The sequence below is a fragment of the Chondromyces crocatus genome, from assembly GCF_001189295.1.
GTDB classification, from domain to species: domain Bacteria; phylum Myxococcota_A; class Polyangia; order Polyangiales; family Polyangiaceae; genus Chondromyces; species Chondromyces crocatus.
In genome coordinates, this window is sequence record NZ_CP012159.1 from 1,642,485 (window position 1) to 1,661,103 (window position 18,619).

General features: G+C 69.5%; 16 protein-coding genes. 8 read left to right on the forward strand and 8 right to left on the reverse strand.

What is annotated here, in order from left to right:
* Positions 1 to 18: 18 nt before the first annotated feature.
* Both CMC5_RS06130 and CMC5_RS06135 read right to left on the reverse strand, forming a co-directional pair.
* Complete coding sequence (locus CMC5_RS06130; RefSeq protein ID WP_050429529.1) at positions 19 to 1,233, reverse strand: ammonium transporter; 1,215 nt, start codon at positions 1,231 to 1,233, stop codon at positions 19 to 21.
* Between the two features lie 125 nt (positions 1,234 to 1,358).
* Complete coding sequence (locus tag CMC5_RS06135; protein ID WP_050429530.1) at positions 1,359 to 1,799, reverse strand: universal stress protein; 441 nt, start codon at positions 1,797 to 1,799, stop codon at positions 1,359 to 1,361.
* A gap of 58 nt (positions 1,800 to 1,857) precedes the next feature.
* Between CMC5_RS06135 and CMC5_RS06140 the strand changes: the two genes are divergently transcribed.
* The 4 genes from CMC5_RS06140 (at position 1,858) to rfbB (ending at position 5,670) form a co-directional block, all read left to right on the forward strand.
* On the forward strand, positions 1,858 to 2,679 hold the full coding sequence (locus CMC5_RS06140) for a hypothetical protein (RefSeq protein WP_050429531.1): 822 nt from the start codon (positions 1,858 to 1,860) through the stop codon (positions 2,677 to 2,679).
* A 92-nt stretch (positions 2,680 to 2,771) separates the two neighbouring features.
* Entirely contained in the window at positions 2,772 to 3,719 is a 948-nt protein-coding gene (locus CMC5_RS06145; RefSeq protein ID WP_082362277.1) for an NAD-dependent epimerase/dehydratase family protein, read from the forward strand.
* The gene (gene rfbA, locus CMC5_RS06150) at positions 3,716 to 4,594 is read left to right on the forward strand and encodes a glucose-1-phosphate thymidylyltransferase RfbA (RefSeq protein WP_050429532.1); all 879 of its coding nucleotides are present in this window, start codon (positions 3,716 to 3,718) and stop codon (positions 4,592 to 4,594) included. The genes CMC5_RS06145 and rfbA overlap by 4 nt, the downstream gene beginning before the upstream one ends.
* Positions 4,591 to 5,670: a dTDP-glucose 4,6-dehydratase gene (rfbB, locus tag CMC5_RS06155; protein WP_050429533.1), complete on the forward strand. Its 1,080-nt coding sequence runs from the start codon at positions 4,591 to 4,593 to the stop codon at positions 5,668 to 5,670. Before rfbA ends, rfbB begins: the two co-directional genes overlap by 4 nt.
* A gap of 7 nt (positions 5,671 to 5,677) precedes the next feature.
* Here the strand turns inward: rfbB and CMC5_RS06160 are convergent, their stop codons facing one another.
* The 6 genes from CMC5_RS06160 to CMC5_RS06185 all read right to left on the reverse strand — a co-directional run bounded on the left by CMC5_RS06160 (position 5,678) and on the right by CMC5_RS06185 (position 14,589).
* Positions 5,678 to 6,739 carry a glycosyltransferase family 2 protein gene (locus CMC5_RS06160; RefSeq protein ID WP_245678323.1) on the reverse strand — a complete coding sequence of 354 codons (1,062 nt, stop codon included), beginning with the start codon at positions 6,737 to 6,739 and terminating at the stop codon, positions 5,678 to 5,680.
* Between the two features lie 64 nt (positions 6,740 to 6,803).
* Positions 6,804 to 9,464, reverse strand: a complete 2,661-nt coding sequence (locus CMC5_RS06165; RefSeq protein ID WP_156338259.1) for a hypothetical protein — start codon at positions 9,462 to 9,464, stop codon at positions 6,804 to 6,806.
* 77 nt (positions 9,465 to 9,541) lie between these two features.
* Positions 9,542 to 11,716, reverse strand: coding sequence for a DUF2079 domain-containing protein (locus CMC5_RS06170; RefSeq protein ID WP_050429535.1), 2,175 nt, complete (start codon positions 11,714 to 11,716; stop codon positions 9,542 to 9,544).
* 33 nt (positions 11,717 to 11,749) lie between these two features.
* Entirely contained in the window at positions 11,750 to 12,823 is a 1,074-nt protein-coding gene (locus CMC5_RS06175; RefSeq protein WP_245678324.1) for a lysylphosphatidylglycerol synthase transmembrane domain-containing protein, read from the reverse strand.
* Positions 12,820 to 13,449 (reverse strand): SAM-dependent methyltransferase, encoded by a 630-nt coding sequence (locus CMC5_RS06180; RefSeq protein WP_050429536.1) that lies wholly within the window; start codon positions 13,447 to 13,449, stop codon positions 12,820 to 12,822. The genes CMC5_RS06175 and CMC5_RS06180 overlap by 4 nt, the downstream gene beginning before the upstream one ends.
* 36 nt (positions 13,450 to 13,485) lie before the next feature.
* Positions 13,486 to 14,589 (reverse strand): lysylphosphatidylglycerol synthase transmembrane domain-containing protein, encoded by a 1,104-nt coding sequence (locus CMC5_RS06185; RefSeq protein ID WP_050429537.1) that lies wholly within the window; start codon positions 14,587 to 14,589, stop codon positions 13,486 to 13,488.
* Positions 14,590 to 14,681: 92 nt separating this feature from the next.
* On the opposite strand from CMC5_RS06185, the gene rfbF reads away from it, so the two are divergent.
* The 4 genes from rfbF to CMC5_RS06205 are packed head-to-tail and all read left to right on the forward strand — an operon-like array spanning position 14,682 to position 18,568.
* Positions 14,682 to 15,449, forward strand: coding sequence for a glucose-1-phosphate cytidylyltransferase (gene rfbF, locus CMC5_RS06190; RefSeq protein WP_050429538.1), 768 nt, complete (start codon positions 14,682 to 14,684; stop codon positions 15,447 to 15,449).
* 4 nt (positions 15,450 to 15,453) lie between these two features.
* Positions 15,454 to 16,536, forward strand: coding sequence for a CDP-glucose 4,6-dehydratase (gene rfbG, locus CMC5_RS06195; RefSeq protein WP_050429539.1), 1,083 nt, complete (start codon positions 15,454 to 15,456; stop codon positions 16,534 to 16,536).
* Positions 16,533 to 17,492, forward strand: a complete 960-nt coding sequence (locus CMC5_RS06200; protein WP_050429540.1) for an NAD-dependent epimerase/dehydratase family protein — start codon at positions 16,533 to 16,535, stop codon at positions 17,490 to 17,492. Before rfbG ends, CMC5_RS06200 begins: the two co-directional genes overlap by 4 nt.
* A complete protein-coding gene (locus CMC5_RS06205; RefSeq protein ID WP_063796224.1) occupies positions 17,492 to 18,568 on the forward strand; it encodes a glycosyltransferase family 2 protein in 1,077 nt (358 codons plus the stop codon). Before CMC5_RS06200 ends, CMC5_RS06205 begins: the two co-directional genes overlap by 1 nt.
* Positions 18,569 to 18,619: the final 51 nt, after the last annotated feature.

The following is an 18,619-nucleotide window of genomic DNA, read 5'->3' on the forward strand; positions in this document are numbered from 1 at the left end:
AGGCCGTGCAGGCGCGCGTCAAAGCGCGTAGCCGGTCTCGCCGTGCTCGGTGGCGTCGAGGCCCTCGCGCTCCTCGGGAACGGGGACGCGCAGGCCCATGAGCTTGTCGAGGAGCTTGAGCAGTCCGAACGTCACCACCGCGGCGTAGAGGCCCACGGCGACGATGCCGGCGACCTGCGGCACGAGCTGGCCCGGGTTGCCGGCGAGGAGGCCATCTTGCCCGCCGTCGTTGAGCGCTTTCCGGGCGAAGACGCCGGTGAGCAAGGCGCCGAGGAGGCCGCCGACGCCGTGGACGCCGAAGGCGTCGAGGGAGTCGTCGTAGCGCAGGCGCTCCTTGAGCAGGACGGCGCCGTAGCAGGCGGCGCCGGAGAGGAAGCCGATGACGAGGGCGGCGAGAGGCGAGACGAAGCCCGCGGCAGGGGTGATGCCGACGAGGCCGGCGACGAGGCCCGAGGCGACGCCGAGGGCGGTGGGCTTGCGGCGCTGGGCCCACTCGACCAGGACCCAGCCGCAGGCGCCTGCTGCCGCCGCGGCGTGGGTGCCGACGAGGGCCATGGCGGCGAGGCCGTTCGCGGCGAGGGCGCTGCCCGCGTTGAAGCCGAACCACCCGAACCACAGGATGCCCGCCCCGAGGAGGGTCATGGTCAGGTTGTGGGGCTGGTGGCGCTCGTGCGGCCAGCCCGTGCGCCGCCCGATGACGAGAGAGCAGACGAGGGCCGAGACGCCCGCGGCGAGGTGGACGACGGTGCCGCCGGCGAAGTCGAGGGCGGCCATCTCGAAGAGCCAGCCCTCTTCGGCCCACACCCAGTGCGCCACCGGGTCGTAGACCAGCGTCGTCCAGAGGACGGCGAAGACGAGGTACGCCGAAAACCGCATGCGCTCGGCGAAGGCGCCGGCGATGAGGGCGGGGGTGATCACCGCGAACATCATCTGGAAGGCGCAGAAGGCGAGGGCCGGGACGGTGCCGCGCGCGGTGCCGGCGAGGCCGCTCAAGCCGACGTGGTCGAAGCCGCCGATCAGGCCGGCGTGGGAGGTGCCGAAGGCCAGAGAATACCCGAAGAGCACCCATTGCAGGCTGATCACGCCGAGGGCGGCGAAGGCGTGCATGAGCGTGCTGAGGACGTTCTTGCGCCGCACCATGCCCCCGTAAAACAGGGCGAGGCCCGGGGTCATGAACAGGACCAGGGCCGTGGAGACGAGGAGCCAGGCGGTGTCCCCGGAGTCGATCTGCATCCTTCCGGGGTAGCTGGGGCCATGTTTCGCGCAGGTTTCTGCGCTGCGTCAATCCGTGATTGCGGACATCCAGCGGCGCGTCACGGCGCGAGGTGAGGGGGCTGTGAGGGACCCGCGGGAGCGTCTCAGGCGCTGCGGACGCTCAGGACGGGCTGACGGGCGTGGCGCATCACTTGCTGTGCGACGCTGCCGAGGATGGCCCGGCCGATGGCGCCGCGGCCGTGCGTGCCGATGACGATGATGTCCGCATCGATCTCGTCGGCCTGCTTGCAGATCTCCTCGGCGGTCATGCCAGCGCGGAGCAAGCCCTCGAAGGTGATGTCCGGGGATGCTGCGCGGCGCGTCTTCAGCACGTGGTCGAGGTGACGCTGCGCTGCGTCCGCGATCTGGGCCGCATCCGCCGCGGAGGGGATGTAGGCGGACCCCTCCGGGAAGGCATAGATGGGTACGCTGTAGACATGGAGGACCTTCACCGATGCGCCGAGCTTCCGGGCCAGGTCGATCGCCTGATCCAGGGCTCGGTCGGAGGTCTCGTCGAAATCATGGGCAACGAGAAGGGTCTTCATGGCGTCTTCCGGTGTCCTAGTCCCTTCCGGCCGGCTCCGGAAGGGGTAGACTTCCCGGATGACATGCTACCGCGACGACCTTGACGCTGCGCGCGCTCGCATAGAGACGCTGGAAGCCAGGATCCGGGAGCGGGAGGCCTCGCTGGAGGTCCGTGACGCAGAGCTCGCAGAGCTTCGCGCCGAGGTGGATCGAGGCAAACGGGGGCAAGAGGGCGGCCTTGCAGGGCCGCGCCTGGAGGCAGGCGCAGGGAGCCAGCGTTCGGTGCTGGTCGCGCTCGGCGCTTGCATGTTTCTCACGACGGCCGCTTACGCGATGGTGCGGCCGGCGCGCTGCGGGATGTCACGATCGCCGGTGATCGGCCATCAAGAGCTGCACGGGGACGAGAGCCCGCGGGCGCGGGCGACGGTGCGGGCGGCGAGGGCGCTGCAGGCTTCGCAAGGGCAGCAGGTCTCCGCGTCGGCGGGCCAGCTTCTCCCCATCATGGATCCGGCGCTCCGATCAGGGGACATGACGCATGCAGCGCAGCCCGTGGTCGAGTCGACGCCGCCGTCGAGGGACCCGGACGACGCGACCCACCGGATGTCGATCCACAAGCTGGCAAATCAAGCGGTGAAGGCCGCGGCGCAGGAGATGTGGCGTTGCCCTGTCCCCGTCGGCTCTGCGACCAAGTTGGGCGTCGCCTTCGTGACGTTCGAGCCGACCGGTGAGGTCGACGAGGTCCGCTTTGCGGACGAGTCCTTTGCCCGGACCTCCGCGGGGCACTGCGTCCAGGGGGTGCTCCGGGAAGTCCGCATCGCGCCGTACGAGGTGTCCCAGGGTCGGACGCTCGCGACCTCGACCTTCGTCCTCGGGGGCTCCGCCGTCCGGAGGGCCCGCTGACGGGGTTCGGGGTCCCTCACGCAGGACCCCGGAGGCGTGGCCCCAGGGCGGGGTGAGATGCAGTGTCGCTCGGGGGAGTGAGAGGATCAGTCTTGCGTTGTCTGGTGACCGGCGCCGCCGGGTTCGTGGGATCGCACCTCTCGGAGCGGCTCGTTGCGCTCGGCCACGACGTGGTCGGCGTGGACCGGTTCAGTGCGTACTACCCCCTGTCGCACAAGGAGGCGAACCTCGCACGGCTGCGAGACGAGCCGCGCTTTCGCCTGGAGGCCGTCGATCTCTGCGAGGCCGATCTGGTCCGGCTGCTGGACGGCTGCGAGGTGGTGTTCCACGTGGCGGCGCAGGCGGGGGTGCGGTCGAGCTGGGAGGGGTTCGACGTGTACCTCCGGGACAACGTCCTGGCGACGCAGCGGCTCCTGGAGGCGGCGCGGCGGCCCGGATCGACGGTGCGCAAGGTGGTCTACGCCTCGTCGTCGTCGGTGTACGGCGACGCGCCGGAGCTACCGTTCCGCGAGTCGAGCCCCACGGTGCCCTGCTCTCCGTACGGGGTGACGAAGCTCTCGGCCGAGCAGCTCTGCGAGCTGTACCGGCGCAGCTTCGGCCTGGCGACGGCGTCGCTGCGCTACTTCACGGTGTACGGCCCGCGGCAGCGCCCCGACATGGGGTTCTTCCGGTTCATCGAGGCGACGCTCTCGCGCCGGTCGATCCCGCTTTTCGGCGACGGTGAGCAGACGCGGGACTTCACGTTCGTCGCCGACATCGTGGAGGCGACGCGGCGCGCGGGCGAGGGGGGGGCGGTCGGGATCTACAACGTCGGCGGTGGTTCGCGGGTGACGCTGAACCAGGTGCTGTCGTTGCTGGGGGAAATCGCGGGGGAGGTGCGGGTGGAGCGGCGGCCGTCCCAGGCCGGAGAGATGGCCCATACGTGGGCCGACATCTCGGCGGCCGCGCGAGACCTGGGCTACGCGCCAGCGGTGACGCTGCGCGAGGGCCTCGAGGCGCAGGTGGCCTGGCATCGATCGCGGAGGTCCGACGCAGCATGAAGGGAATCATCCTTGCCGGTGGGAGCGGGACGCGGCTCGATCCGCTGACCCGCGCTGTCTCCAAGCAGCTCCTGCCCGTCTACGACAAGCCGATGATCTACTACCCGCTGTCGGTGCTGATGCTCGCCGGCATCCGGGACATGCTGATCATCACCACGCCCGACGACGCGCCGCAGTTCCAGCGCTTGCTGGGCGACGGATCGCAGCTCGGGGTCTCGTTCTCCTACGCGACGCAGCCGAAGCCGAATGGGCTGGCCGAGGCGTTCCTCATCGGGCGCGAGTTCGTGGCCGGAGGGCCGTCGTGCCTCGTGCTGGGCGACAACATCTTCCACGGCGCAGGGCTCTACGACCTCTTGAAGACCTCGCGGGAGGCGCTGGATGGGTGCGTGCTCTTCGGCTACCGCGTGCAGGACCCGGAGCGCTACGGGGTGGCGGAGCTGGACGAGCAGGGCAGGGTGCTGTCACTGGAGGAGAAGCCCACGAAGCCGCGGTCGCACATCGCCGTGACGGGGCTCTACTTCTACGACGAGCAGGTGGTCGACATCGCGCAGGGGCTCCGGCCGTCGGCGCGGGGAGAGCTGGAGATCACGGACCTGAACCGGGCGTACGTCGAGCAGGGGCGGGCGCGGTTGACGCTCCTCGGCCGCGGGATGGCCTGGCTCGACACGGGGACGCCCGAGAGCCTGCTCGAAGCGGGTCAGTTCGTGCACGTGATGGAGAAGCGGCAAGGGACGCACATCGCCTGCCTGGAGGAGATCGCGTTCCGGATGGGGACCATCGACGCCGGGCAGCTCGAACGGCTCTCGCACCGTTACGGCAAGAGCCAGTACGGCGAGTACCTGCGGGCGGTGCTCCGGGAGCCGCGCAGGACATGAGAGCGCCGAAGAACATGCTGGTGACGGGCGGCTGCGGGTTCATCGGCTCCGCCTTCGTGCGCTTCCTGCTGCGCGCGCAGGGGTCGGTGGCGCGCGTCGTGAACCTCGACCTGCTGACGTACGCCGCGAACCCCGACAACGTGGCGGAGTACGCGACCGATCCTCGCTACGTGCTCGTCCAGGGGGACATCGGCGATCAGGCACTGGTCGCACGGCTCTGCGAGGAGCACGCGATCGACACGATCGTCCACTTCGCCGCCGAGAGCCACGTGGACCGGAGCATCCTGGGGCCGCTGGTGTTCGTGGAGACGAACGTGGTGGGCACGGTGAAGCTCCTGGAGGTGGTGCGCGCACGGCCAGGGCTTCATTTCCACCACGTGTCGACGGACGAGGTGTACGGGTCGCTCGGTCCCGAGGGGCTGTTCACGGAGACGACGCGCTACCAGCCGAACTCGCCCTACGCAGCGTCGAAGGCGGCGTCGGATCACCTGGTGCGGGCCTATGCGCACACCTACGGGCTCAGCGTGACCCTCTCGAACTGCAGCAACAACTACGGGCCGTATCAGTTCCCCGAGAAGCTCGTGCCGCTGATGATCCTGAACATGCTGGAGCAGAAGCCGCTGCCGGTCTACGGCGACGGGCTGAACGTGCGCGACTGGCTGCACGTGGACGATCACGCCGAGGCGATCTGGGCGATCGTGACCCGTGGAGCGCGGGGCGAGACGTACAACGTCGGAGGGCGGAGCGAGCGGACGAACCTGGATCTGCTGCGGATGCTGATCGACGAGGTGGCGCGTCAGACGGGGACGAGCGCCGACGGGCTGGGCGCGCTGATGCGCTTCGTGGCCGACAGGCCCGGGCACGACCGGCGCTACGCGATCGACTGCGACCGGATCGAGCGGGAGCTGGGCTTCACGCCGCGTCACGATCTGGCCGGAGGGATCGCGGCGACCGTGCGCTGGTACCTGGAGAACGGCGGGTGGATCGAGCGGGTCCGCTCCGGGGCGTACCGCCAGTGGATCGAGGCGAACTACGGCGATCGCGACGCTCGGGCCGCAACGCCGACACCGGGGTGAGGGCGGATCAGCCCACTTCTTCGCGGATGGGGAGGTCGTTCCTCATGGTGCGCTGCTGCATCTGGAAGGTGAGGAACTCGCCGATGAAGCCCATGGAGAAGAACTGGATGCCGAGGATGATCATCAGCACGCCGAGGAGGAGCAGCGGGCGGTCGCCGATCTTGTGACCGAGGAACCAGAGCAGGGTCAGGTACGCGTTGACGCACACGCCGAGGGCGGCGAAGACGAGGCCCATCAGGCCGAACAGGTGCATCGGCTTCTTCGAGTAGCGCGTCAGGAAGAGGACGCTGAGCAGATCGAAGAAGCCGCGCAGGATGCGCTCGAGGCCGTAGCGGGACGCGCCGTAGCGGCGGGCGTGGTGCTTGACCGGGACCTCGGCGACGCGGAAGCCCTGCGAGGCGGCGAGGGCAGGGATGAAGCGGAAGAGGTCGCCGTAGATGGGGATGTTGCGGATGACGTCCTGGCGGTAGGCCTTGAAGCCGCAGTTCATGTCGTGGAGCTTCACGCCCGTCACCCACCGCACGGTGCCGTTGAAGATGCGCGAGAGGACGAGGCGGTTGGTGGGGTCGAGGCGCTGGACCTTCCAGCCGACGACGACGTCGTCGCCCGCTTCGACCCTTCCGAGGAGGGTGGGCAGGTCGGCCGGGTCGTCCTGGAGATCGGCGTCCATGGTGACGATGATCTCGCCGCGGGCCTTCTGGAAGCCGGCGGTGAGCGCGGTGGCCTTGCCGAAGTTCTTTCGCAGCCGGATGCCTTTGACGGTGGGATCCTTGGCGCGGATCGCGCCGATGACCTTCCACGTGTCGTCGGTGCTGCCGTCGTCCACGAAGATGAGCTCGTAAACGACGCGGCCACCGAGCGCGTCTTTGATGCGCGAGGCCAGCTCCGGGAGGCTCTCGGCCTCGTTGAGGCCGGGGACGACGATGGAGACGTGCGGGGCGCCTCCCTCGGCGAGGACCGGGCTCTGCTCCGGGGTGGTGGTGGCGAGGGGCGCGGGAGACGCAGATGCAGAAGAAAGCAGCGGCTCCAGGGATTTCTGGGTTTCGGCGAAGGGAAGATCCACGGTCACGGCGGCGGAGGATAGCAGATTGCGCTCGTCGGCGTGCTGCACACCCCCTTCGATCCCAAGGAGATCACGGGGTGTCGGAGGCGCCGGGCGTGTCGTCGTCGTCCTCGTCGTCGGAGCCCCCGGGGCGGGCGGAGGACGCGGGAGGCGCCGCCGAACCCGCTGTGTCCGGCTCTGCGGTCGCTGCCGCGTCGGGTGCGGTCGGCTCGTCCGGTGCGTCGGTGTCCGGCAGCTCCGGCACGGACCTGGGCTCGCCGGAGGTGCGGATGTACAGGTCGCGCTTGGGGCGCTTGCCCATGGTCTCTCTCCGCGTCGCGACGAGGGTGAAGTCCGCGAGAACGGAGGCGGGGAGGGCCCGCTCGCAGCGCGGGTCGACGACGAGGAAGCCGGCTGCGCTGGCGAGCCCGAACGTGCTCGCGCTGGGGGCGCCCGCGGTGCGGAAGGCGCCAGCGGTCTTGGCGTGGGCGAGCCGAGGGGCAGGGAAGTCGAGACGCTTCGGGCCGAAGGCGGGCACGGTGAGGTCGCTCAGCGCGTAGAGGCCGCTCTTGTAGTCGTCGTTGCAGCCGAGCCAGGCGACGCCGTTCGGGAACGAGGCGTCGGCGTCGGGGGCGGGGCCGAGCTCGGTGAGGAGCATCCGGCTGTGCTCGCTGCGGTTCTTCGTGTTCTGGGTGGCGTAGTGGAAGAACACGAGGTCGCCGGCGATCGAGTCCCAGCCCTTGCTGACGTGCTTCTCCCAGGCGATGTGGGTGACGCCGAGCGAAAGCATGAGGTCGTGGACCTCGCGCGGTGACTGCAAGCGGCCGTAGCTGATCCCGAACTGCCAGCCCCCCCAGTCCGAGACCGACTCGGCGCCGATGCCGAGGTGGTTGTGGTTGTCGTGGAGCAGGAGGCGCGCCCCCTTGGGAAGGGCGCGGCCGATGGACTGCCAGGTGGGGTAGACGTCGAAGCGCTCGTCGTACTTGCGCAGGTGCCCCTTGGAGAGGAGGTCGATCACCGCCTTCTGGGGCGAGCGGATCATGGCGTGGGTCTGGATGAAGTAGGCGTCGCCTCCCCAGATGATCTGCAAGCCGATGAGGCCCGCGAGCGTGACGCGGGTGGCGAGGGCGGCGACGCGCGAGGGGCCCGTGGTCTCGAAGGCGCGCCAGACGAGGACGATGAGCGTCGCGGTGGTGGCGGCGAAGAGGGGGACGATCGCCTGGAGGTAGCGGTCCTGGTGGTGGGTCCAGTACCAGGCGGCGAGGCCGACGTGCGCGTAGCCGACGATGCCCCAGAGGCGCGCGGTGCCGCGGACGAAGGGCAGGCACGCGAGGAGCAGCGTGAACAGGGACCCGAAGAGCGGGACCATCCCGTGGTAGCGCTTGTAGTCGTTCGGGATGAAGGAGAAGTCGACGAGGGCGCGCAGGGTGCGGGCCACGCCGTCCGCATCACGGGAGGGGCGCCAGAACTGGTAGTCCTTGTAGCCCCACTCGTAGAGGTCCGCGGCGTCGGGCGTCCACGGGGTGAGCGCGATGTGCTTGTAGAGGGTGGGGTAGAGCGGGTCGGTGTACCAGATCAGGTTCTTGAGCCAGTGGGGGGACGTGTAGAGCAGCCCGAAGCCCACGGCGGCGAGCGGTCCGAGGTACCAGTTGCGGCGCAGCTCGGGCGCGATCTTGCCTCGCACGCTGAGGTAGCCCAGGTGGACGGCGCGCACGGCGACCGCGAGGGCGGGGAAGGGGACCATGATGATCGCGCCGGTGTATTTGGTGAGGCCACCGCCGGCCATGGTCATCAAAAGCAGCGAGAGGGGACGCGGTGAGAGGTCCCGCCAGGAGCGCACGAGCAACGTGAAGGTGGGCAGCGCGAAGATGGCCGCGATGTGATCGGCGCCGCCGCTGACGCTGGAGTCGTAGAGGAAGACGCCAGGGAACAGGAAGCGCGCGCCGAAGCTGAGGAGGAAGTAGCGCGGCGTGAGGCCCTTGGGCAGGAGGAGGCGCAGCGTCGCGGGGATGGCGACGAGGGTCCAGAGGAAGCCGACGAACTCCATGTGCGCGGCGAGTTCGACCTTGTCGAAGAGCAAGCCGCCCGGGAGCAGGAACGCCCACGTGTAGATGAAGGTCGCGATGTGCGGGTAGGTCGCGACGGTGTAGCCCTCGGCGAAGCGGCGGATGCCGCCGTGCGCCACGTAGTCCTCGGCGAGCGCGAGGTGCTTCCAGCGGGAGTCGAACTGGATGTTGTCGGGCGTGAGGATCAGGAAGTAGACCATCGCCGCGCCGAGGAGGCCGTAGAGCAGGAAGCCCCAGGTCCAGAGGGGCGCCGGTGGGGCGCGGCGGCGTGCGTGGCGGAGGTGCCGGTAGGCGCGCGTGAGGTAGCGGCGCAAGGGCTCGAAGCCAGCGGCGATGAAGATCAGCGGGAGCGTGAAGAACAGCGCCGGGTGGTAGAGATGGAGCGCGCCGGCCAGGCTCATCGCGAGGAAGAACTCGAAGAGGCCGACGGCGAAGCTCGTGACGAGCTGCTCGACGATGGGGAGTTCGCGTCGTAGGACGCGGGTGATCGTCAGGTGCCCGGCGGAAACGCACGCGGCCGACCAGAAGGCGCAGAGCACCCAGTAGGCGGCATAGCGCCAGAAGAGCCACCGCTGGATCGGGTAGAATCCGTGGACGAAGTTGCCGAAGAAAACCGCTGCGCCGAGGATCAGGAGCGGCAACAGAACCCATCTGGCGCGCTCCAGATGGGGAGAAGCCCCAAGCATGAGGAGCTTCTAGTCCACGGACGCCGTCGATACCAGGCAGTAGGACATTCGCTGCCCGGTCGATGCCAGGCAGGAGGTCATTCGCCGCCCGGCGGCTCCTCCGGTCCTTCTTCGGTCGCGGGCTCTTCGGGCTTGTCGGCAGCACCTTTCGGTGACGTAGGGAGCTTCACCGAAGGCCTGGGCGCAGCCGTCGCGGCGCTCGTGGGGCTCGCGGTGGCAGGAGGCGGCGGCTCGGCCTTGGCGTCCTTGTTGCGCTCGTAGAGCGCGAACTTGGTGCTCTTGTGGCGGCTGACGAGGCGGTAGTCGCCGCGCTGCACGCGCGTGCTGTGCTTCGTGCGATCCGCTTCCTTGAACTCGCCCTCGTCGATGAGGAGCCAGTCGTAGACGGTGCCCTGACCCGGGTAGAAGTAGACGTCTTTCCGGTTCGAGGCGTGGGGGCCGGTGCGGTTGGTGACGCCGACGCTGGCGCCGTTCGGGAGGCTGTCGACCTGCTCGCGGAGCCAGGTGTGGGTCTCGCGCTGGGCGTCGGTGAGCGAGCGCGCGACGCGGCCGAAGCCGCCGCGGAAGGCCTCGTTGGGGACGAGGCCGCCGAACTTCCAGGAGAGGAGCAAGCTCGCCATGAGCGCGGCACCGAGCCACGCACGCGAGAGGCGGCGGGCGTCGAGGCCCAGCGCAGCCGGGGCGCGGGAGTCTTCGATCTGGCGGAGCGCCATGGGCACCAGGGCGAACGCGATGGGCATGATCACGCTCGAGTACTGGAAGGCCGGAGAGAAGACGGCGGTGCGGCTGGCGAGGAAGCAGAAGAGCAGGCCGTACGCGAGCATGAAGCGGCCGGTGCGCGCGAAGAACGGCAGGAAGGTGAGGGGCAGGAACAGCGTGAGGAAGTAGCGGACCTTGGGCTCGGCGAAGACGTGCTTCAGGACGAAGGACGGGTTGCTGAGCACGGAGACGATGAGGCCGCCGACGCCGTTCTTGTTGGGAATGAGATCTTCGTAATAGTAGGCGTAGGAGAGCGCGTTCTTGCCCGACATGAAGACGCCGGGCGACGGCATGATGAAGCGCTTGACGACGATGAAGTAGATCACGCTGGCGAGGATGGTCGCCCAGCCGACGCGGGCGTACCCGGGGCGTCGCGTGAGGATGGCGTAGACGCCGACGAAGCAGAGCAGGAGCGGCACGTCCTCGCGGAGCAGGAGCGTGGGGACGAGCATCAGCGCATACGCCCGCAGCCAGCCGCGCTCCAGGAAGTACAGCACCCAGAGGATGAGCGGCGTGAGGAGCGTGAGCGAGTGGAACTCGTACATGGTCGCCCCGTGCAGCGCCGGGTACAGGGCGTAGAGGAGCGCGATGACGAAGCTGGGCCATCGCTTGCCGAGCTTCTCCATGCCGAGCAGGTACAGCGGGATGACGCCCGCGCCGACCCACACCGCCTGCAGCACGAGGATGGACTCGGCGCGGGGGTAGAGCAGGTAGAGCGGGGAGAGGAGGACGAGGAGCGGGTCGAAGTGCGCCGAGCCGTGCCAGCCGCCGCGGATCAAGGTGCAGGCGAGGGGGCGGCCGTGGATCGACTGATAGAAGATGTTGTCGTAGTAGCCGAGGTCGATGGCGCGCGTGTTGAGCGCGTGGTGGTTGGTGATCGAGAGCCGCGAGAAGAACAGGCTGTAGCCGGCCCAGAGCGCGGTGACCGAGAGGGCCGCGGTGATGCGGGCGGCAAGGGGGCGCGGCGCAGGCGGTTCGGGATCCCGCGCGTCCCGCGCGTCGTCCTCGGCGAGGCGGGCCGGCTTCGACCAGCCGTAGACCGTCCAGCCGAGGATGCCGGCGCAGATGGCGGCGAGGAAGTAGGTGAGTTCGGGCTTGTCGACCTCGATCTTGTGGAGCGCGAGGGCGGGGGCGAAGGGGAGCGCGAGAAGGAAGCGGAGCCGTCGGTTGAGATCGCCGATGGTCTCGAGGAGGTGGAACCTACCGGTGCGGACGCGGTGCGCCACGGCGAAGGCGGCGTAGACGGCGACGAGCACGGCCATCGTGATGCCGACCCAGAGCGCCATCTGCGCGGCGGTCTCGGCGCCGAGCTTGTTCGTGGCGACCTGCGGGAGCTTGTCGCGGTGGGTGAGCATCCACAGGCCGGAGCCCGCGGTGATGGCGTAGAAGAACGGCCAGAGCAGCCAGGTGCGGCCTGCTTGGACGGCTTGATCGGCGGCGTTGTCGATGCGCGTGAGCGCGGCCGAGACGTGATTCCGTAGGCGGGCCCGCACGGGCGGGAGGTCTCGGCTACTTTGGGGCCCTTGTCAAGCGAGGCGGTGGGCTGTGTCCCCGCCTTCACCCGTGGGGGCGGTGGGGGGAGGCGCGACCTGCCAGCTCACGAAGCCGGCGACGATGTTGACCACGTAGATGACGGCGAAGACGAGGAGGCCGAAGCTGACGCCGGCGCCCGCCGAGAAGCCGAGCAGCGGGAACACCAGCGAGAAGAAGAGCTCGCGCACGCCGACGCCGGAGACCGAGATGGGCAGGAGGCCGAGCAAGCTGGCGATGGCCAGGAGGCAGGTGGCGTCGACCATGCCGAGGTCGATGCCCATGGCCTGGCCGATGATCCAGCCCTGCACGTAGTTGACGACGAAGGCGAGGGCGGTGAGCGGGAGGGTGACGAGGAGGGGGCGGCCGATGTTGGCGCGCACGGCGGCGAGGAAGCGGTCGAGGCCTCCTTCGGCGCGACCGCGGCTGAGGCGGTCGTAGAGGCCGCGGAAGAGCTTCTCGGCGAGGCCGGGGACGAGCAGGAAGAGGGGGGCGATGGCGATGAGCAGCACGCCACCCCAGGTGACGTAGGCGAGTTCGCCGACGATGACGGGGCTGTAGCGGACGACGCCGAAGGCGACGAAGGCGGCGAGCACGTAGAGGTCGCAGAGCCGGTCCATGACGATGGACGCGAGGCCCTCGGCGTAGGGGACGCCTCGATCGTGCCGGAGGTACTGGATGCGCAGCACGTCTCCGACGCGGCCCGGGGTCAGCATGCCGACGTAGACGGAGGAGAGGAAGGCGGAGAAGGCGCGCCGGGTGGGGTAGTGGATGTCGCGGGTGCGGAGGAGCACCTGCCAGCGGACGACCTTGAGGTAGACGTTGGCGGCGTTGAGGAGGGTGGCGAGGAGGATGGGGAGCAGCGCGGCAGAGGCGAGGGCACTCCGCATCTCGTCGCGGTCGGGGATGCGCAGGATGACGATGACGAGGATGACCGGGCCGAGGAGGCGGAGGGCGCTCTTCAGGAGGCTGCGTCGAGGCGGCGGTGGGGGCGCATCGGGCCCGGCGGGCGGCGGCGTGGAGGCGTCGAGCGCTGCGGCGGGAGAGGCGGGGGCGGGCTCGGCGCTCACTCGTCGGCCTGAGGCTGGAGCGGCTCGGAGAGCACCATCATGAAATGGGCCGCGGGCATGCGCAGGGTGTCGCCGAGCAGCCGGTCCTCGACACGGCCGAAGCGGTGACGGGCGAGGGACCGGAAAGCTTCGGGAGAGCGCACGAAGAGGCCGCGGTCGTTCTTTGCCAGGAAGCGGGAGAGGCGGCTCTGGTCGTCGAAGAGGACGGTGTCGAGCGAGACGACCCGGCCCCCGGGGGCGAGGGAGCGGCCGACGAGATCGAGCAGCTCGTCGCTCTCCCGGTCGTCGAGGTGATGCAGGAGGCCCATGAGCAGGACGCCTTCGAAGCGCGGGAGCTCGGCGCGGCGCGCTTCGGTGTAGGGCTCGTCGAAGAACTTCGCGCGGTCGCCGAACTGCCGGCGCGCATGGGCGATGTAGCGCTCGTCGGTGTCGAAGCCGTGGTAGTCGCAGCGGGGGAGCCGATCGAGGTAATAGGCGGGGCCGCAGCCGATATCGAGGATGTGATCGCCAGGGCGGGGGGCGAGCGCCTCGATGCAGGCGTGGCGTGCGAGGTGAGCGCCCACGGCGCGCTGCAACAGGATGTACGCCGAGGCGTCGTCGAGGAGGGCGGTGAGGGAGAAAGCCATGGACGGGCGCCGGATAGCATGACGCCCGCGCCGGGCCTAGGTGGGCGGCGGCGCCGCGCCGTCCGGGATCGCGAGCGCGTCGCGGGGAGAGAGGTGCTCGATGAGGAGGGCTGCGGCGGCCGTGAGCAGGGTGAGGCCGATCTGGGTGGCGTAGAGCAGGAAGACCACGGCGGCACCAGGGCCGGCGACCTCGGCGGGGGGATGGTACATGGCGAGGCCGGCGTAGACGGAGACCTGGAAGGCGCCGAAGTAGCCGGGGGCGTTGGGCAAGAGCACGCCGAGGTGCAGTACGCCCATGATCGCGGTGGCGCGCGCGAAGTCGGTGGGGTGGAGGCCGACGCTCGCGACGAGGAGCTGAATCGACGCGGCGATGAGCAGGTAATAGAGCACGGTGGCGGCGAGGAACCGCGCGGTGACGCTGGCCCTGGGCAGGAAGCCGAGGCCGTCGGCCAGGCGTTCGAGGATCTCCGCGATGCGCGTGGCGAGGCGAGGGGAGAGGCGGCCGAGGGTGGCGTCGACGAGGTGGCGGGCCCAGGCGCGACGCCAGTAGAACAGCCCGATGGCGGCGAAGGCGGCGGCGAAGACGGCGAGCGCGCCGTACGCGGCGACCGGGATCACCGCGACGGGAACGGCGAGGTCGCCGATGTGATCGGGGAGGGGAGAGAGAGGCTCTGCGAGCTGGAGCGCGACGAGGAGGATCACGCTGAGGACGAGGCCGTCGATGATCCGTTCGGCGGCGACGGTGCCCATGGCCGCCCAGCCGGAGAGCTTTCCTTCGCGGCGGATGAGGGCGGGGCGGACCACTTCGCCCGTGCGGAAGGGCAGGAGCAGGAGCGCGCCGTACCCGATGAAGGAGACGGTGAGCACGCGACGGAGCGGGACGGGATGGATGGGCTCGAGGAGCCACGCCCAGCGATGCGCGCGTACGTAGAGCGCGAGGAGGTAGAGCACCGCCTGGAGCACGACGAGCCAGGGGTTGATGCCCTCGAAGGCGTCGGGGGGCGGGACGACCGGGAGCGCGCCCACATGCATGAGCCACGCAAAGCCGAGCGCGACCACGACCGAGGCGGTCAGGGCGATGCGGTGGCGGTAGAGCCAGCCGCGTTCGGGGGAGTTCGTCGCGCCGTCCGCGGCTGCCATGGGACCGGAGGCGTCCCTAGCACGGGGGGCGCGCTGTCGGCATCCCGTCGGTGACACGCTCGGCTCGGAGAGCTGTGGTAGCCTGCGCGCCCATGAAAGTGGTCTTGCTTGCCGGAGGTTTCGGCAGCCGCCTATCGGAGCATACCGAGGCGCGCCCGAAGCCGATGATCGAAATCGGCGCTCATCCGATCCTGTGGCACATCATGAATATCTATGCGAGCCACGGTTTCAACGACTTCGTCGTGGCTTGTGGATACAAGGGCGAAGTCATCAAGGACTACTTTCACTCATTCTTCATCCGGCACTCCGATTACATCGTCAATCTCAAGGACGGGACGAAGGAGATTCTGAGGACCGAGGCGCCGGACTGGCGAATTGCGGTCGTGGACACGGGGCTCCACACGATGACGGGGGGGCGCATCCGGCGGCTCCGGAGCTGGCTCGGCGACGAGACGTTCATGGTGACGTACGGTGACGGGGTCGGGAACGTGGACCTCCGCGCGCTGATGGCGTTCCACCGCGCGCACGGCAAGCTGGCGACGGTGACGGCGGTGAGGCCGCCGGCGCGGTTCGGGGGGCTCGTGCTGGACGGGGTGTCGGTGCGGGAGTTCTCGGAGAAGCCGCAATCGGGAGAGGGCTGGATCAACGGCGGGTTCTTCGTGTTCGAGCCGGCCGTGCTGGATCACATCGACGAGGACGCGACGTCGCTGGAGCGGGAGCCGCTCGAGCGGCTCGCGGCGAAGGGGCAGCTCGCTGCATACCGGCACGAGGGGTTCTGGCAGCCGATGGATACGCTGCGAGAGAAGCGGCTGCTCGAGACGCTGTGGGAGTCCGGCAAGGCTCCGTGGAAGTCCTGGTGAGCGCATGCTGAACGACTTCTACGCGGGCAAGCGGGTGCTCGTGACAGGGCACACCGGCTTCAAGGGGAGCTGGCTGTGCCGCTGGCTGCAGCGCATGGGGGCGCAGGTGGTGGGCTTCGCGTTGCCCCCCGAGCAGGTGCCGAACCTTTTCGAGGCCGCAAACATCGGGCGCGGGATGACGTCGGTCTCGGGCGACGTCCGGGATCTGGCGGCGCTTTCCGAGGTCGTCGCCGAGCACCGGCCGGAGCTGGTGTTTCATCTGGCAGCGCAGGCGCTGGTGCGGAGGAGTTACCGGGATCCCGTCGAGACGTTCGGCGCGAACGTGATGGGCACGGTGAACTTGCTCGAGGCGTGCAGGCGCGTTGCGTCGGCGCGGGCCATCGTCGTGGTCACCTCGGACAAGTGTTACGAGAACAAGGAGTGGGTCTGGGGCTACCGTGAGAACGAGCCGCTCGGCGGTCACGACCCCTACAGCGCGAGCAAGGCGTGCGCCGAGCTGGTGACGTCGGCCTTCCAGCGCTCGTACTTCGGCGCGGAGGGCGGGCCTGCCGTGGCGACGGCCCGGGCCGGTAACGTGATCGGTGGTGGCGACTGGTCGGAGGATCGGCTGGTGGCGGACATCGTTCGCGCGGCGGCGCAAGGGAAGCCGGTGCTGATCCGCAACCCCAGGTCGACGCGGCCGTGGCAGCACGTGCTGGATCCTCTGGCGGGCTACCTGTCGCTGGGGCAGCGGCTCCACGAGACAGGACAGGCCCACGTGGGCGCGTGGAACTTCGGGCCCATGGAAGATCCGCTGCCCGTGGGAGAGCTGGCGCGGCGCCTGGTGGAGAGCCTCGGCCATGGGGCGCTGGAGATCGCGCCGGTGGATCCGGCAGCACCCCACGAGGCCACCGCGCTGCGGCTGGATTGCAGCAAGGCGCGGGCTCGGCTCGGGTGGCGTCCGCGGCTGGGGATCGAGCAGACGCTCACCCTGACGGCGGCGTGGTATCGGGGCTACCTGGCCGACCCGGCCTCCGCGGTGGCGCTGCTCGACACGCAGCTCGCCGCCTACGAGGCGCTCCTCGAAGGCGAGGCCGAGGTTGCATGACGCGCGCACCGAGGTCCGCGCTGGTCACGGGGGCGACGGGATTCATCGGGTCGGCGCTCTGCCGTCGGCTGGTCGCTGAGGGGGTGCGCACGGTCGCGCTGGTGCGGGCGGAGAGCGCCGTGGAGCGGCTGGCTGGCCTCGACGTCACCGTCGTCCGAACCGACACCTTCGAGCGCGATGCCCTCCGAGCGGCGCTTCGCGGGGTCGACGAGGTGGAGGCCGTCTTCCACCTGGCGGCGTACGGGGTCCATCCCGACCAGCGTGACGCAGGCCGGATGATCGAGGGCAACATCGCGTTCGTCGCGGGCTTGCTTTCGGCCCTGGAGGGTCGGCCGATGCAGCGCTTTCTCTTCGCGGGGACCTGCTCCGAGTACGGGCCGGTCGCTGAACCCGAGCGGCTCACGGAGTCGTCGCCCGTCGCACCACGTTCGATCTACGGTGCCGCCAAGGCGGCCGCGTCGCTCTTCGGGGCTGCGCTGGCGCGAACGCTCGCGCTCCCCTTCGTGACGCTCCGGCTCTTCGGGGTGTACGGCCCGGGTGAGGGAGAGCATCGCCTGGTGCCGTACCTCGTTCGCTGCTTGCAGCGTGGAGAGACGCCCACGCTCACGGGAGGTGAGCAGGTGCGTGATCTGACGTTCGTGGACGACGTGGTCGAGGCGCTCGTCACGGCCGCCGTCACGCCCGCCCTGGCGCCGTACGAGGCCTACAACCTCTGCGGCGGGAGGCCTGCACGCATCCGGGATGTGGCCGAGGGCGTGGCGCGGGCGCTGGGTCGGCCTGACGCCGATCTCGGGCTGGGACGGCGACCCTACCGGGAGGATGAGCCGATGTGGCTCGTCGGTGATGGCGAGCGGTTCATGAGCGCGACGGGGTGGCGACCCGAGGTGGACCTGGACGAGGGGTTGCGTCGGACGGTGGCAGCGCTGTCCGGTGTGGCCCCAGCGGGGGGTGGGTGATGGGCGAGACCGGCGAGCGGAAGCTCATCTCGATCGTCGTGCCCGTGTACAACGAAGAGGGCAACATCGTGCCGCTGTACGAGGCGGTGAACGCGGTGTTCGCGCCCATCGCGGACAGGTACGACCACGAGTTCGTCTTCACCGACAACCGCAGCCAGGACGGCACCTTCGCCGAGCTCTCCGCGCTGGCCGCGCGCGACGCGCGGGTGCGGGTGTTTCGATTCTCGCGCAACTTCGGCTTTCAGCGCTCGATCTACACCGGGTACGTGAAGGCGCGGGGGCACGCGGCGGTCCAGATCGACTGCGATCTCCAGGATCCTCCTTCGCTCATCGTCGAGTTCATCCGCGCCTGGGAGGAGGGCAACATCATCGTCTACGGGGTCCGCCGCGCCCGGAGAGAGGGGTGGCTGATCACCTGGATCCGCAAGGTGTTCTACCGCCTCATCGACCTCCTCAGCGAGGACCGGCTGCCCCTCGACGCGGGGGACTTCAGGCTGGTGGATCGCAAGGTCATCGGCGTGCTCCGGCGCATCTCGGACGACAAACCCTACCTGCGCGGCACGCTGGCGACGCTGGGGTTCCAGCAGAAGGGCATCCCGTACGATCGGGCCGGGCGAGTCCGTGGAGAGAGCAAGTTCTCTCTGCGGGATCTGTTCGGACTGGCGCTCGACGGCATCCTTGCCCATTCCACCGTGCCGCTGCGCGTGGCCACGTACACGGGCCTCGCCGTGTCGGTGATCACGCTGCTGGGGGTCATCGGCTACATCGTCGGTCGCATCCTGTTCGGTGCGAACTGGCCGATCGGCTTCGCCACCACGACCGTGCTCATCCTGCTCTCCTTGAGCCTGAACGCGCTGTTTCTCGGCATCATCGGAGAGTACGTCGGCAGGATTTACCAGCAGGTGCGGCGGCGCCCCCTCACCATCATCGATCAGAGCATCGAGCGCTCAGATCCCGGCGCGGACGTCGAGCACCACGTAACGCCCGTTCGAGAACGCGACGGGGTGATTTCCCAGCTCCCGCTCCCGATCGCGCCGGACCACCACGTAATCGACACGGTAGCGCGAGCGAAGTAGCTGTAGCCGCTTCTCGTCCATCTGCTCATATGCGTCGAGGTCCGACCTGCC